The 15,351-nt window shown below is 53.4% G+C and carries 14 protein-coding genes; 12 read left to right on the top strand and 2 right to left on the bottom strand.

The window, feature by feature from the left end; all coding sequences use genetic code 11:
• The first annotated feature begins 22 nt into the window (after positions 1-22).
• From P0D43_RS08630 to P0D43_RS08615, 4 genes are all read left to right on the top strand, one after another.
• Entirely contained in the window at positions 23-439 is a 417-nt protein-coding gene (locus P0D43_RS08630) for a hypothetical protein (protein WP_341237081.1), read from the top strand.
• 13 nt (positions 440-452) lie between these two features.
• A complete protein-coding gene (locus P0D43_RS08625) occupies positions 453-1,622 on the top strand; it encodes a hydroxymethylglutaryl-CoA reductase (RefSeq protein WP_394672187.1) in 1,170 nt (389 codons plus the stop codon).
• Positions 1,623-1,715: 93 nt separating this feature from the next.
• Complete coding sequence (locus tag P0D43_RS08620; RefSeq protein WP_341237083.1) at positions 1,716-2,846, top strand: ferredoxin reductase; 1,131 nt, start codon at positions 1,716-1,718, stop codon at positions 2,844-2,846.
• Between the two features lie 13 nt (positions 2,847-2,859).
• Positions 2,860-4,014, top strand: coding sequence for a fatty acid desaturase family protein (locus P0D43_RS08615; protein WP_394672186.1), 1,155 nt, complete (start codon positions 2,860-2,862; stop codon positions 4,012-4,014).
• Positions 4,015-4,018: 4 nt separating this feature from the next.
• On the opposite strand, the gene P0D43_RS08610 is transcribed toward P0D43_RS08615, so the two are convergent.
• Complete coding sequence (locus P0D43_RS08610; RefSeq protein ID WP_341237085.1) at positions 4,019-4,621, bottom strand: LysE family translocator; 603 nt, start codon at positions 4,619-4,621, stop codon at positions 4,019-4,021.
• A 156-nt stretch (positions 4,622-4,777) separates the two neighbouring features.
• Here P0D43_RS08610 and P0D43_RS08605 point away from each other — a divergent pair, with 156 nt between their 5' ends.
• Together P0D43_RS08605 and P0D43_RS08600 are read left to right on the top strand one after the other, a co-directional pair.
• Positions 4,778-5,935, top strand: coding sequence for a YbfB/YjiJ family MFS transporter (locus P0D43_RS08605; RefSeq protein ID WP_394672185.1), 1,158 nt, complete (start codon positions 4,778-4,780; stop codon positions 5,933-5,935).
• Positions 5,936-5,938: 3 nt separating this feature from the next.
• Complete coding sequence (locus P0D43_RS08600) at positions 5,939-7,381, top strand: PLP-dependent aminotransferase family protein (protein WP_341237087.1); 1,443 nt, start codon at positions 5,939-5,941, stop codon at positions 7,379-7,381.
• On the opposite strand, the gene P0D43_RS08595 is transcribed toward P0D43_RS08600, so the two are convergent.
• Positions 7,367-8,926, bottom strand: a complete 1,560-nt coding sequence (locus P0D43_RS08595) for a bifunctional GNAT family N-acetyltransferase/carbon-nitrogen hydrolase family protein (RefSeq protein ID WP_341237088.1) — start codon at positions 8,924-8,926, stop codon at positions 7,367-7,369. The genes P0D43_RS08600 and P0D43_RS08595 overlap by 15 nt on opposite strands.
• 259 nt (positions 8,927-9,185) lie before the next feature.
• Here P0D43_RS08595 and P0D43_RS08590 point away from each other — a divergent pair, with 259 nt between their 5' ends.
• From P0D43_RS08590 to P0D43_RS08565, 6 genes are all read left to right on the top strand, one after another.
• Positions 9,186-10,664, top strand: coding sequence for a SulP family inorganic anion transporter (locus P0D43_RS08590; protein ID WP_394672184.1), 1,479 nt, complete (start codon positions 9,186-9,188; stop codon positions 10,662-10,664).
• An 11-nt stretch (positions 10,665-10,675) separates the two neighbouring features.
• Positions 10,676-11,536 carry a universal stress protein gene (locus P0D43_RS08585; RefSeq protein ID WP_394672183.1) on the top strand — a complete coding sequence of 287 codons (861 nt, stop codon included), beginning with the start codon at positions 10,676-10,678 and terminating at the stop codon, positions 11,534-11,536.
• Between the two features lie 63 nt (positions 11,537-11,599).
• The gene (locus P0D43_RS08580) at positions 11,600-12,046 is read left to right on the top strand and encodes an Lrp/AsnC family transcriptional regulator (protein ID WP_341237091.1); all 447 of its coding nucleotides are present in this window, start codon (positions 11,600-11,602) and stop codon (positions 12,044-12,046) included.
• 363 nt (positions 12,047-12,409) lie between these two features.
• A complete protein-coding gene (locus P0D43_RS08575; RefSeq protein ID WP_394672182.1) occupies positions 12,410-13,501 on the top strand; it encodes a TRAP transporter substrate-binding protein in 1,092 nt (363 codons plus the stop codon).
• Positions 13,502-13,516: 15 nt separating this feature from the next.
• Complete coding sequence (locus P0D43_RS08570; RefSeq protein ID WP_394672181.1) at positions 13,517-14,020, top strand: TRAP transporter small permease subunit; 504 nt, start codon at positions 13,517-13,519, stop codon at positions 14,018-14,020.
• Positions 14,020-15,342, top strand: coding sequence for a TRAP transporter large permease subunit (locus tag P0D43_RS08565; RefSeq protein WP_341237094.1), 1,323 nt, complete (start codon positions 14,020-14,022; stop codon positions 15,340-15,342). Before P0D43_RS08570 ends, P0D43_RS08565 begins: the two co-directional genes overlap by 1 nt.
• Positions 15,343-15,351 lie beyond the last annotated feature (9 nt).

Below are 15,351 nucleotides of genomic sequence, written 5' to 3'. Positions count from 1 at the left end.
AACAATAATCTGGAGACACAACATGGGTGTGGCACAAAAAGGCGGCAACGCGCTGCGAAAACTGAAATCAGTGGCTCAAAAAAGGGCGTCCAGTCTTCCTGCCGGGAATTTGATCAATGCAGTGGTTGAGCAGGTCAACCAGTTTGAAAGTGGCATTAAGCAAACTGTGGACGGCGTTCAAGACAAGGTAAAAGGCCTGCAGGCCAACCTGCTGAAAATGTACCAGGCCAACAAAGAACTGGAACAGGAAAACCGGGAGCTGAGCAAGGCCATGGTGGGTCTGGAAAAAGACAATGCCCACCTGACCATGAAGCTGGACCGCACGCAAATGGAACTCGATGTGCTCAAGGCCAAACTGGAAAACATTGGCAAACTGGTGAGTGGTTACGAGGAATCGATTGCAGCAGTAACACGCACCACGAAATCCAAGCGCAAATAAAGGCAAACCACTGATGACCCGCACACCCATTCCACGATTTGACGACAATTATTCCGAAGACGCTGCCAAGGCCCGCCGCGAGTTTTTAACGCAGCAAACCGGTGCCACGCTGCAACACACTGGCACCTATTCCCTTCCCCCTGAAAGCCTGAAAAGCAACACCGAGAATTTTATTGGTGTGGTGCAAATGCCGGTGGGTGTTGCAGGGCCAGTGCTGATCAACGGCGAACATGCGCAAGGCTGGTTTTACGTGCCCATGGCGACAACGGAGGGGACGCTGGTGGCCAGCTACAGCCGTGGTATGCGCATGGTGAGTGAATCGGGCGGTGTGAAAGTAACAGTGGCTGAGGAATTCATGCAGCGCGCACCCTTGTTTGAATTTGAAGATGCGCGGGCTGCAAAACGATTTTTAAATTGGATCAATGAAAACCTGCTCACCGTGAAAGCCGAGGCAGAGAAAACCACAGGCTTTGGCAAACTTGAACACATTCAAACCTGGCAAGTGGCCCGCATGGTGTACACACGTTTTAACTACACCACGGGCGACGCAGCCGGGCAAAACATGTGTGGCAAGGCCACCCACGCTGCCTGCCAGTGGATTTTGAAAAACTCACCAGAAGCAATCAGTTACTTTGCGCTGAGCGGCGCGATAGAAACTGACAAAAAACATTCCCACATGAATTTGTTGCACAGCCGGGGTAAACGGGTAATCGCAGAAGCCACCATTCAGCGTGAAGTGCTGCAACGCCTGGCCCGCACCACGCCTGAAACGATTTTCAAGCAACGCCAGCGCAGCGCCATTGGTGCTCAACTTGCGGGCAGTGCCTACAGTGGCCCCCACTCGGCCAATGGCATTGCAGCCCTGTTCATTGCCACCGGGCAAGACGAGGCCAATGTGGTGGAAAGCCACACCGGCATGGTGTTCATGGATATTACAGCCGATGGGGATTTGTATTTTTCTGTCACATTGCCTTCCGTAATTTGTGCAACAAAAGGCGGCGGAACTGGGTTGGCCACACAATCTGAATGCCTGAAAATGCTGGGCTGCGAGGGCACAGGCAAAGCACGAAAACTGTCGGAGATCGTGGGTGCTACAGTGCTTGCGGGCGATTTGTCTTTGTTGTCGGCCATACTGGCCGATGAGTGGGTTTCGTCGCACGACGCTTACGGCAGAAATCGCTAGGTCAGAAAAACACCGACTGCTGGTGCAGTGCGGAATGACTTGCAATGTGTTTCAGTGCACACTCGTTTTACAATACAAAAACGAGGAGACAGAATGCAGGCTCAGGCAGGACCCACGTTATTCAAACAGATCACTGGCCTCGTGACGAAAGTCTCTGACGCCTTTGCATTCCCCCTTCGAACTTCCCATTACATTGAACTGGTCAACCCGCTGTGGAGCACACATGCTTTACAGGCCCGGGTTGAAGCGGTGTGGGACGAAACCTCCGATTCACGCACCATTACGCTGCGCCCCGGGCTGAACTGGCGAAGCCACCGCCCCGGCCAGCATTTGCGAATTGGCGTGCCCATTGGCGGCCAACACTTCACACGAACCTATTCCATCAGCTCCGCACCAGAGCGCAACGACGGCTGCTTCACGATCACCGTGAAAGCCATCGACAACGGCCGCATGTCGCACCACTTGGTGCGCAAACTGAAAGTGGGCGATTATGTGCCGATTGGCGTGCCACAAGGCGATTTTTACCTGCCCGATGCGCAACCCGTGCTGCCACTATTCATTACTGCAGGCAGTGGCATTACGCCGATTATGAGCATGCTGCGCAGCCTGGTACTGCAAGAACGCATGCCCAACACCGTGCACATTCACTATGCGCCCCACACCTACGATGTGATTTTTGGGCGTGAACTGAAAGAAGTTGCAGATCGACAAAAGCTGTACAAGTTAAACCTGGTGCACACCCGTGAACCGGGTCAAAAGCCAGAGGAAATCACTGGCAAGCGCCCGCACTTTTCGAAAGAACAACTGGAACAGCTTTGCCCGGACTGGCGCAAACGCGATGTGTACGCCTGCGGCCCGCAGACCATGCTGGATTCTATCGAGCAGCTGTACGAAGCCGAAGGGCTAAGCCGTCAGGTACACACCGAGCGTTTTCGTGCGCAGTTGGCTGGTGTCCCAACCGAGGTAAAAACCGGGGTTGTGAAATTCCTGAACAGCAATGTGAACGCGAATTCAGACGGTGAAACCAACCTGCTTCGCCTGGCCGAAGATTCCGGCTTGAACCCGGAGCATGGTTGCCGCATGGGCATTTGCCATGGCTGCGACGTGAAGCTGGCCAGTGGTTGTGTACGCGACTTGCGCACCAACGCACTGATTAACGAAACCGGGCAAGTGATTCAGATTTGCGTGTGCGCTGCCGTGGGCGACGCAGAAATCGAAGTGTAAGCAGGAGACACACATGGGCATGCCAAAACATTTGAGCGCCAGCGACATTGAAGAATTCGGTCGCGAAATGGACGTCATACGCAATGAAATTGCAGACTCACTGGGTAGCAAAGACCGCGCCTACATTCTTTCAGTGATCAAGTGGCAGCGCACACTGATGCTGACCGGGCGCATTGTTGTGTTTCTCAGCTTTTTCCTGCTGCCCATGAGCGACTGGACCTTCACGGGCTGGCCACAATTCTGGGCAGTGCTGCTGCTGGGTGCGATCATGCTGGGGGTTTCAAAAAGCATTGAGAACATGGAGCTGGGGCACAACATCATGCATGCCCAGTTCGACTGGATGCGCGACCCCAATATTCAATCCAACACCTGGGAATGGGACAACGTCTGCCCTTCTGACCAATGGAAGCACAGCCACAATGTGGTGCACCACACGTGGACCAATGTACACGGCAAAGACCCCGATATTGGCTACGGCGTGCTGCGTGTAACCGACGACCAGCGCTGGCATGCCAAGTACCTGTTCAACCCGGGGATTAACTTCATTCTCATGATGATGTTCCAGTGGGTCGTGGCCTTGCACGATCTGGAAGCGGACAAGCTGCTGGCGGGCAAAAAAAGTTTCAGGGAAATTATTCCGATGCTCAAACGTATTGGCTGGAAGGTGCGCCACCAATTGCTCAAAGACTATGTGTGCTGGCCTTTGCTGGGTGCGGCCGTTACCCTGCCATTCACGATTTACTTTGGCTTTGACATTGTGAACATTGCGCTGGCTGCAACAGGCTTCACCGTGATCGCCAACCTGATTGCCAATGGCATTCGCAATATTTGGTCGAATGTGATTATTTTCTGTGGCCACTTTCCGGCAGGTGTGCACCACTTCACGAAGGAAGAAGTGGAAGGCGAAACGCGCGCGGCCTGGTATGTGCGCCAGTTGCTGGGCAGTTGCAACATCACAGGCGGCAAGCTATTCCATATTTTGTCGGGCAACCTGAGCCACCAAATTGAGCACCACCTGTTCCCCGACATTCCTGCCAACCGCTATGCGGAAATGTCACCCCGGGTACAGGCCATGGCGGCGCGATACGGATTGCCCTACAACAAGGGCAGCTTCACGCGGCAGTTCGGCACCACCACGTGGAACATTTGGCGTTTGTCTTTGCCCTGATCAATTACACGGCCTGCGCGGTGCTGTATGCAAAAAACAGCACCAAGCTGGCAGCCATGGTTCCATTGAACCACTTCAGGCGCGCAGGGCTGTTGATGAATGTTCGCAGGCGTGCGCCCAACACCAGCCACACTCCCACACACACCATACCCACACTGGCCATGATCAAGGCAACAGTGAGCACATCCAGCAAGGGTGCGTTTGAACTGGCAGGGAACAAGGCCACAGCAGCGGTCGCCATGAACCAGGCCTTGGGATTCACCCATTGAAACAGCACCGCATTTACAAAACTCAGGGGCTTGGAACCTGGCTTCAGTGAATCTGCAGCCGGTGAAAAGCTGGCAATTCGCCACGCCAAATACACCATCATCAACAGGCTAAACACCAACAGCACCGTGTGAAACCACGGCAGGCTTTCAAACACCGCATTCAAACCCAGGCCCATGGCCAGCAGCATCAAAGGGAAGCCCACGATGATGCCGAAGAAATGGGGCAGGCTTTTTCGAACACCAAAATTCATGCTGCTTGTCATGATCATGAGGTTGTTGGGCCCGGGCGTAATGATGCTTAAAAACGCAAACAAGGCGATTGCTTGAAAGTGCTGCATGGCGAACTCCTCTCGTGGAGTAAAAATGGAACACTCACTGTAAGAACTTTTGCAATTTCAGTACAGATTCAGGATAATAAAATAATGTGCAGTACAGATTAAATTTAAAAAAATCTGTACTGCTTTTGAAACTAGAATTCTGTGCGGGTGGCCCCCATGAAATTAGAACGCTGGCAAGTCATTGCTGCAGGCATTTGCTCCCTCATTCTGACCGTGGGTTTGGCACGCTTTTCCTACACGCCCCTGCTTCCCATCATGCGGGAACAGGCGGGTTTAAGCGCCTTTGATGGCGGCTGGCTGGCCACGGTGAACTACATTGGCTACATCAGCGGCGCATTGTTGGCCTCCACCCTCAGCAACCTGACTTACAAATACCTGCTGTACCGCTTGGGCTTGATCGTGGCTGTGCTCAGCACCATTGCCATGGGCCTGACCACCGATGTGAACATGTGGATGTTTCTACGTTTTATTTCTGGCGTGTCCAGCACGGCAGGCATGTTGATCGCATCGGGTTTGATCATGAACTGGCTGGCCCGCCAGAACCTGAAAACCGAGTTGGGCCTGCACTTTGCCGGGGCTGGTATGGGCCTGGTGTTGTCTGGCCTGGCGGTGATGGCCATGGTCGACCACCTGGCCTGGGACCAACAGTGGTGGGTATTGGGTGTGGTGGGGGTGCTGTTTTTTGTACCGGCATGGATCTGGATGCCCCAACCCGCCAAAGCCGGCAGCACCGAGGCCCAGGTGGCCGATGTTCCACCACCCAGCACCAAGTGGATGCGGTTGATGTTGGGCGCCTACTTTTGCGCAGGGTTTGGCTATGTGATCAGCGCCACCTTCATTGTGGCCATTGCAGAAACCCTGCCCGAACTACAGGGCAAAGGTCCATGGGTTTGGGTTGTGGTGGGGCTGGCCGCAATTCCCTCCTCTTTCTTTTGGGATCGCGTTGCGCGTGTAACCGGCGTGTTCGAAGCGCTGGTACTTGCCTACATTTTGCAAATTATTTCGATTCTCATGGCTGGTTTTATCGACGGCTACTGGGCCAACATGGTCAGCGCCGTGCTGTTTGGCGGCACCTTTGCAGGCATCGTGAATTTGACCTTGAGCATTGCGGGCCGGCAATTTCCGGCCAACCCCAGCAAGGCCATGGCACGCATGACATTGAGTTATGGCGTGTCGCAAATTGCCGCACCCGCTTTGGCCGGAATCATCGCCGAGCGCACCGGCACCTGCCGGGGTTCGCTGTACCTGGCGGCGGCATTGATGGTGGCCGGTGTGTTCATGGTGTGGCAACTGAAAAAGCAAAGCGAGGTTTAAACCGTGGACACCACTTCTCGCAAATACGAAACCCTGGCCTTGAACCTGCAAGCCTTGATTGAAAACAATCACTTTGCAGCCGGGTACAAACTGCCCTCCATCCGCAAATTGTCTGAGCAATGGCACTACTCCATCGACACCGTACAAAAAGCATTGAACCTGCTTGAAGACCGTGGCTATGTTCAGCCAGTGGCAAAATCGGGCTATTACGTGCAGGCCCGCAATGCACCCACCGTTCAAAGCTGCACCCAGGCGCCCGACTCCATTGTGCTGGAACCCCCGGTTAACCTGGAAGTGGCGGATCAAATCGCCATGCTTTTGAAAAGCAGCACACGACACGATGTATCGCCACTCGGCGTGGCTTTCCCTGCACACGAGCTGTTACCCATTGCCACCCTGCGCCGAAGCTATGCCACGGTTAACCGCACTCGCCCCGACCTGCTAACCCTGGGCAGCCATGTGGAGCCCAACCAGCCGGAACTGGTGCAGCAGCTGCAACAACGGTTCGAGTTAATGGGCATGAAGTTAAAGCGCGATGAACTGGTGATCACCGATGGCTGCACAGAAGCCCTTAGCCTGGCCTTGCAAAGCGTGGCCAAACACAACGACATTGTTGCAGTGGAATCGCCCGGTTATTACCTGCTCTTGCAAATGATCGAGTCGCTGGGTTTGCGTGCGCTGGAAATTCCAAGCAGCCCGGAGCATGGCATGTCGCTGGAAGCACTGGAAATTGCAGTGAAACAAACCCGCATTGCGGCCTGCATTGTGTGCCCCACTGCCAGCAACCCGATGGGCTCGGTGATGCCCGACACCAACCGCAAAAAATTGCTTGAGTTGGCCGAGAAATACGACTTTCCGATTGTGGAAGACAATGTGTACGCCGACTTGTACTTCGAACGGTTTCGCCCACGCCCCTTGAAGGCTGGCAAACAAAGCGACCGCGTTTTAATGTGTGGCTCGTTCTCGAAATCGCTGAGTCCGTCGCTTCGTATTGGCTATGTAGCCGGTGGTAAATACGCCGCACAGGTGTTGTCGAAAAAACGAATACTCAGCGGTTCGACCAATCCGATTACCCAAGTGGCCGTGGCGCACTATCTTGAAAAAGGATCGTTTGAGCGGCACCTGCGAACACTGCGACAGCAGTTTGAAACACAGGTGCGCGCCATGGGTAGTTTGGTGCTGAAGTACTTCCCCAAGGGAACCCGAATTTCTGAGCCCAAAGGCGGCTTTGTGTTGTGGGTTGAACTGCCCGGCGACATTGACACCACGGCACTGTTCAACAAGGCCATTGCCCGCAAGGTAGCCTACATGCCGGGGGCGGTTTTTTCAGCCAGTGGATTGTACAAAAATTGCATTCGCCTGAACTGCGGCCACCCGGTGACAGACGACACCGCAGTGGCGATTGCAAAACTGGGGGCCTTGTTTGAATCTTCAATTGTCGCCTAGCCAAACCACCTTGTACAAGTCACGCCTGCGGTCCAGGTAGTTGCGCACTGAGCCCTCATTCTTCAGCGTTTGAAGTTTGTCCAGATCCACATCCACAATCAGGGTCATCTCGGTGTTGGGTGTGGTTTCAGCCATGATGGCGTCGTGCGGGAATGCGAAATCAGAGGGTGAGAACACAGCGGTTTGACCATACTGAATGTCCACATTGTCCACCTTGGGCAGGTTACCAAAGCTGCCTGAAATGGCCACATAACATTCATTTTCAATGGCTCTGGCCTGTGCACAACGGCGCACACGCAAGTAACCGTTTTTGGTGTCGGTCCAGAAAGGCACCAGCAAAATTTGCATGTCTTTGTCAGCAAGCACGCGCGACAATTCCGGAAACTCGGAGTCATAACAAATCAAAATGCCGATCTTGCCGAAGTCGGTGTCGAAAACACTCAACTTGCTGCCGCCTTCCATCATCCACTCGCGCTTTTCATGCGGTGTGGGGTGAATTTTGTACTGGGCTTCCACTGTGCCATCGCGGCGGCACAAATAGGCCACGTTGTACAGCGCACCGTCTTCCATCACCGGCATGGACCCCGCCACCACATTGATGTTGTAGCTCACCGCCATGCGACTCATTTCGTCGCGAATTTGATCCGTGTAGGTGGCCAGGTGGCGGATGGCCTCCAGTGAATTGCCGTTGCCAGCCAGGCCCATCAGGGGCGCATTGAAAAATTCGGGGAACAAGGCCACATCGCAACGGTAATCAGACAAAGCATTGATGAAGTACTCGGCCTGCTTCACCACATCTTCAACATTGTGGAATTCGCGCATTTGCCACTGCACGCAACCAATTCTTGCAGTTGTTTTGGGCGCACCAAACAACATGGGCTTTTCTGGTTCGAAATACAAATTGAACCACTCAAGCAGCGTGGCATAACCCTGCGACTCTTTGTCCTCGGGCAGGTAGCCTTTCAACACCTGCTTCACTTCGAAATCGTTACTCAACTGAAAAGTCAAAATCGGGTCGAAAATGTCTTTGCGCTTCACCGCCGCAATGTACTGCTGGGGCGACATGTCCTTCATGTGTTCTTTGTAGCCGGGAATTCGACCACCCGCCATGATCGCGCGCAAGTTCAGATTTTGGCACAGCTCTTTGCGTGCCTCATACAAACGGCGACCCAGGCGCATGTTGCGGTAATCCGGATCCGCAAACACATCAATGCCGTACAACACATCGCCCTTGGGGTCGTGGGTGGTGGCGTAAATGTTGCCCGTAATTTCCATGTAGGTGTGCTTGTCACCAAACTTGTCGTAATCAACCACCACGGCAAAGGCGGCGGCGATCACTTTGCCATCGTCTTCAATACAGATTTGCCCTTCGGGAAATGTTTTCAGAATTGAACGAAACTTGGCCTCGGGCAATGCGCCACCGGCACTGTGATACACCGCCTCCATGATTCGCTTGATATCTGGGTAATCCGAGACCTGCAAATTGCGCAAGGTTAACTTGTGTTCGGTGTGTTCATACTCGGTATTTTCGGTTTCTGTCGACATGGTGACTGCTCCATTTGTTTACTTCGTGAACGGCTCTATTAGAACATATCTAAAAAGTTGATGAATTTTTAGTCAATTAACATGCCTGGGTCTGGTTTGACACACCCATTGGCTTGCGGTTATCCTTCGCGCCTGCATTGTTAACAAATCCCGCCCCTACCCTTGTAAAAATTCAAGTTCATATTCGTAGTTTCTACTGGTCTGGCCTCCCCGAGTTGCCGGGCACCCACTGCTTTTCCAAAATATTGATTGATTAAAAATGATGAAGAACTTCCGTGCGGACTGGTTATCCAACGTCCGAAATGATCTTTTGGCTGGCCTTGTTGTTGCGCTGGCGCTTATTCCCGAGGCAATTGCCTTTTCCATCATTGCAGGCGTAGACCCGAAAGTGGGCCTTTATGCCTCATTCTCGATTGCCGTTCTGATCGCCTTTACAGGCGGACGTCCCGGCATGATTTCCGCCGCAACAGGCGCCATGGCCCTTGTTATGGTCACCCTGGTGAAAGATTACGGTCTGCAATACCTGCTGGTGGCTACCCTGCTTACGGGTGTTCTGCAAATTCTTGCGGGTGTGTTGCAACTGGGCAAGTTGATGCGGTTTGTCTCGCGCTCTGTGATTACCGGCTTCGTCAACGCACTGGCCATTCTTATTTTCATGGCACAACTGCCCGAACTGATCAACGTGACTTGGCATGTGTACGCCATGGTGGCTGTGGGCCTGGGCATTATTTATTTGCTCCCCTACCTCACCAAAGCCGTGCCTTCTCCACTCGTGGCCATCGTGGTGCTGACCGCATTCAGCATTGCCGTGGGGCTGGACATTCGCACGGTGGGTGACATGGGTGAACTGCCTGACTCCTTGCCCGTGTTCCTTTTGCCCGACGTGCCCTGGACCCTTGAAACACTGAAAATCGTATTTCCGTTTTCACTGACCCTGGCTGTGGTGGGTTTGCTTGAATCCATGATGACCGCGCAAATTGTCGACGACCTCACCGACACGCCCAGCGACAAGAACCGCGAGTGCGTGGGCCAAGGCGTGTCCAATATTGCAGCAGGCTTTTTGGGCGGCATGGCCGGTTGCGCCATGATTGGCCAGTCGGTCATCAATGTGAAGTCGGGTGGGCGTGGGCGTTTGTCCACTTTATGCGCTGGGGTTTTTCTGCTGATCATGGTGGTATTCATCGGCGACTATGTAGCGCTGATACCAATGGCCGCCTTGGTGGCGGTCATGATCATGGTGTCGATCGGTACTTTCAATTGGGCCTCCATTCGGAACCTGCGCGAACACCCGAAAAGCTCCAGTGTCGTGATGCTGGCCACCGTCGCAGTCACCGTGGGCACCCACGACCTGGCGCAAGGCGTGTTGGTGGGGGTATTGCTGTCGGGCTTTTTCTTTGCCAACAAGGTGGGCCGAATTCTGCGTGTGCAGTCCAGCACCCAGGATGAAGGACGCAACCGCACCTACATGATTGCCGGGCAGGTATTTTTCGCCTCAGCCGAAACTTTCATCAATTCATTCGACTACAAGGAAGTGATTGATGAGGTGACGATTGATGTCAGCCGCGCGCATTTCTGGGACATCACAGCGGTCAGCGCACTCGACAAAGTGGTGATCAAGTTCAAGCGGGAAGGCACCGAAGTGGAAGTCATCGGCATGAACGAAGCCAGCCGCACGCTGGTGGACAAATTCGCCATTCACGACAAAGACGATGCGCTGGAGCGCATGGGCGCCCACTAAGGAGAAAAAACATGGAAGAACGTAAAATTGTTGCCTGTGTGGACCGCTCCAGATATGCAACTGCCGTGGCGGATTGCGCAAGTTGGGTTTCCAGGCAGATCAATGCACCTGTCGAGTTTCTGCATGCCATCGACCGCCACCTGGAACAAGGTTCCGGCGAAGACCACAGCGGGGCGATCGGGTTTGACGCACAGGAAACTTTGCTGAACAAACTTTTGAGCAGCGACAGTGAAAAAACCAAAAAGGCCCGAGACCAAGGCCGCCTGTTTCTCAATGAACTGCGAAAACGCGCACTCGATCACGGTGTAGCGCAGGCCGATTCCCGGCTTCGGCACGGCACGCTGGTGAACTGCCTGCTTGAGCTTCAGAACGAAACACGCATTGCAATCATTGGCAGGCGTGGTGAAACATCAGAGGCATCGAACCGCGACATTGGCCGCACTTTCGAAGCAGCGGTGCGTTCGTTGAACAAGCCTGTGCTTGGGGTTCACGACGAATTCAAAGTACCAGCACGCTTCCTGTTTGCATTCGATGGCAGCGCCGTGAGCAAACGCGGTGTTGAAACCGTGCTTCAAAGCCAACTGTTTAAAGGCATGAAAGGCACCTTGCTGATGTGTGGCGAGAAGAACAACAGCGGGATCAAACTGCTTGAGGAGGCCGCACAAACCTTGAGTGAGTCTGGCGTGCCGACCGAGTTCAGCCACGTGCAGGGCGATGTGGTAAGCCAAATGATTCAGGGTTTGGAAATTCACCAGGCCGATATGTTGGTGATGGGTGCTTACACGCACTCGCCTTTGCGTAAATTGTTCTTTGGCAGCAAAACTGAAGACATGCTGAGAGCAACCAAGGTGCCTGCACTCTTGCTTCGCTGAATCAACTTACAAGCCAGGTACAGCTCTTGCATCCTTCATGGCAAATCCACACCGGAATTTCCCATGAATGAACTCGATGCTGCCCTGCTAAGCCTTCTGATTAAAGACTCCAGGTTGTCTTTCGCTGACATTGCGCGTCAATTGGGCTGCTCACGCGCCCATGCCCGTACGCGCGTGCAAGCCTTGCTGGAGGAAGGCACGGTGGAGCAATTCACAGCCGTGGTGAACCCGGAGAAACTTGGCAAGGTAACCAGCACTTTCGTCGACCTAAAGGTGAAAAGCCATGTGATAGAGGCTGTGGCCAATGAATTGGCCGCTCAACCGGAGGTGGCGAGCCTGTACATCATGTCGGATTTACAAAGCCTGCACATTCACACATTGACCGACACGCAAGAGAGCTTTTTGGCCTTCGCTCAGAAATATCTTTTCGGTCAACCCGACATCATTTCAGTGGAATGCAAGAACCTGTTGAAACGCGTGAAGCACCGCCGAGGCGGCGCACGTTTGTAAAAATGGTAGCCCTGTTGTGGTGCAGCGCCACATTTTAGGTGCATGAATACATTCGACACCAAAGTGTCTGTTTTCAAATCCATCTGATTCCGATTGATTTTTTCAATGTATCAATTGCGATCGATTCGACGCCAAAAGTAAACAAAAGGTATACAAATGGAATCCCTTTCAGCATTCTGCGTGCTTCATTGTGGGGTATGACACCGCGACAGAGGGTAAACCCTGATCCATAAAATATCATTTATTTTCAATTACTTAAAATATCTCAAGGCTGGCACACCTTTCGCTAAAGAAGGCTTATGACCGATCGCCATTTGTGCGGTCGGCGAACCCTTTGTTTTCCAAGCAGCAGGAGTGTGTTCCATGACCTCAATTGATCGTCGCAAGTTTATTTCAGGTGCTGCCACCGCAGCAGCAGGTGGCGCAGCCTTGGCTGTGCCCGGTATTGCAAATGCACAAAATGCAAAGGTCACCATGAAAATGACCAATGCTTACCCACCTGGCTCGCCTTTTTACGTCGCAGGCCCTGGAAGCCCCACCGACTTTTGCAAGAAAGTAGAAGTGATGTCGAGTGGTCGCCTGAAAATTCAACACTTCGCCGCTGGCGAACTGATTCCCGCACTGGAAGGCTTTGATGCTGTGTCCGCAGGCACTGTGGAAATGAACGCGGCCAACGCCTACTTTTGGTCGGGCAAGGCCCCTGCAGCGCAATACTTCACCACAGTGCCTTTTGGCATGAACACCCAAGGCATGATGGCTTGGCTGTATCACGGTGATGGCATGAAGCTGTGGCAAGAGGTGTATGCACCCTTTGGTTTGACTGCCATGCCGATGGGTAATACAGGCGTGCAAATGACAGGCTGGTTCCGCAAACCTGTTGAAACGGTTGGCGATTTGAATGGTTTGAAAATGCGCATTCCTGGTCTGGCTGGAAAGGTGTACAGCGAATTGGGCGTGAATGTTCGCCTATTGCCCGGTGGTGAAATTTTTCCGGCGCTGGAGCGCGGTGTGATCGACGCTGCTGAATTCGTCGGACCATTCCAGGATCGCCGCCTGGGCCTGCACAAAGCGGCCAAGTACTACTACACCACCGGCTGGCACGAGCCCACCAACGTCACCGAATTACTGATCAACAAAAAAGCCTGGGACAAGTTACCCAAAGATTTGCAAATGATGGTGCAAATGGCTGCGCAAGCCAGTGTGATGGAAAGCCTGGCCTGGTCAGAATCGGTGAACGCCGAGGCGCTCGAAGACCTGGTGAAAAACCAGGGCGTGAAAGCGCAAGCCTTGCCCAAACCCATTGTGGACAAGCTGAAAGAAGCCACCATGGACACACTGGAAAGCGTGGCCGCCTCCGACCCCTTGGCCAAGAAAGTGCACACCTCGTTCATGGCATTCAAAAAGAAGCATGAGTCCTGGGCTGCACTCAGCGAAAAAACCTTCCTAAACCTTTAACAAGCGATTGTTGTCATGAAGCAAGCCATCCCCAAACTCGAGGCATTTGTCGAGTTCGTTGGGGGGCTTGCACGCCTGTGCGTGCTTGCCCTCGTTTTACTCGTAGCCGCCAACGTCATTCTTCGTTATCTGTTTTCAATTGGTCCTGTGGCCCTTCAGGAACTTGAATGGCATCTGATTTCTCCCATTGCCCTATTCGGCCTTGCCTATGCCATGAAACACAAAGCCGATGTGCGCGTCGATTTTGTCTATGAACGGTTTGGTCCGCTCGGCAAAGGCTGGATTGATCTGGCCAGTGCAGTACTCACCTTTGCAGTGGCCCTCGTGATTGTGTATTTGTCAGTGCCCTACGTGCTTCAGTCTTACGACATGCTTGAAGGTTCGCCCGACCCCGGTGGCTTGCCTTACCGCTACCTGCTCAAAATATTTCTGCCCCTGGGCTTTGGCCTGTTGATGATTCAGAGCCTTGCCAATCTTTTGCAAGCTGCTGTGCAAATCAAAGAAGCAAAGGTGGCGTGATGGAAAACGAATGGATTGTGCTGGGCATGATCGCGGGCTTTTTAGGCCTGATGATCATCGGCATTCCAGTGGCCATTGCCTTGGCAGTGTCCGGCTTTGTCGCTGGCTATATCGGCTTTGGCCCCATGCTGTTTAACCTGATGCCTGCCCGCCTGTACGGTGTGGTCAGCAATTACACGCTGTTGGCGATTCCGCTGTTTGTATTCATGGGCGTGATGCTGGAGAAAAGCCGTGTGGCCGAGGACATGCTCGACACAATCGGTACCGCCATGGGCGGCCTGAAAGGCGGCATGGGTCTGGCAATCGTACTGGTGGGTGTGCTGATGGGTGCTTCCACAGGCATTGTGGGCGCAACTGTAGTTACGGTGGGCTTGCTTACCTTGCCTACCTTGATGCGGCGTGGTTATGCACCCAGTGTGGCCTGCGGCACCATTTGCGCCTCGGGCACCTTGGGGCAAATCATTCCACCCAGTCTGGTTCTCATTTTGTTGTCCGACATCATGGGTGAATCGGTTGGAACACTGTTTGCCGCAGCACTCATTCCCGGTTTGGTGTTGGCTGGTATTTATTGCGCCTACCTAATTCTGCTGGGTATGTTCATGCCCAAACTGGTGCCTGCTGTGCCCCTGGAAGAACGCCAGAAAATCAACAAAGCCGAGCTACGCAGAAAACTGATTCGGGACGTTTTGCCACCTGTATTGTTGGTCTTCGCAGTGTTGGGTTCAATTGTAGGTGGCGTTGCAGCCCCCACAGAAGCCGCTTCCATGGGCGCACTGGGTGCACTGCTGATTGCAGTTGGTTTTGGGCGCATGAATTGGCAACTGCTCAAGGACACCATGCACGGCACTTTGACGATTTCTGCGATGGTGTACTTCATCCTGTTGTGTGCGCAACCATTCGCCCTGGCCTTCCGTGGACTCGGCGGTGAAGACATGGTGCACAGCCTGTTCGACATGATCCCCGGCGGCGAGGTGGGTGCCCTGCTTTTCCTGATGGCTTTGCTTTTTGTGTTGGGATTCTTCCTGGAATGGATTGAAATTTCCTACATTGCCCTGCCTATGTTTCTGCCCGTGTTCATTGGTTATGGCACCGACATGGTTTGGCTGGCTATCTTGATTGCAATGAATTTGCAAATGTCCTTCCTGACTCCACCTTTTGGCTGGGCACTGTTCTTTCTCAAGGGTGTTACGCCGCCGGGCATTACCACACGCGATATCTATGTGGGTGTGCTGCCATTCGTGCTGTTGCAGGCCGCGGCTGTGGCAGTCATATTCGTATTCCCATCGGTCGCAACATGGCTACCCAAAGCCATTGGCTGGTAATAAAGGCAA

The sequence above is a fragment of the Limnobacter sp. genome (assembly GCF_043511195.1).
Taxonomy (GTDB): Bacteria; Pseudomonadota; Gammaproteobacteria; order Burkholderiales; family Burkholderiaceae_B; genus Limnobacter.
The sequence above is the reverse complement of the archived record's forward strand: the minus strand, read 5'-3'. Positions and strand labels throughout refer to the sequence as shown.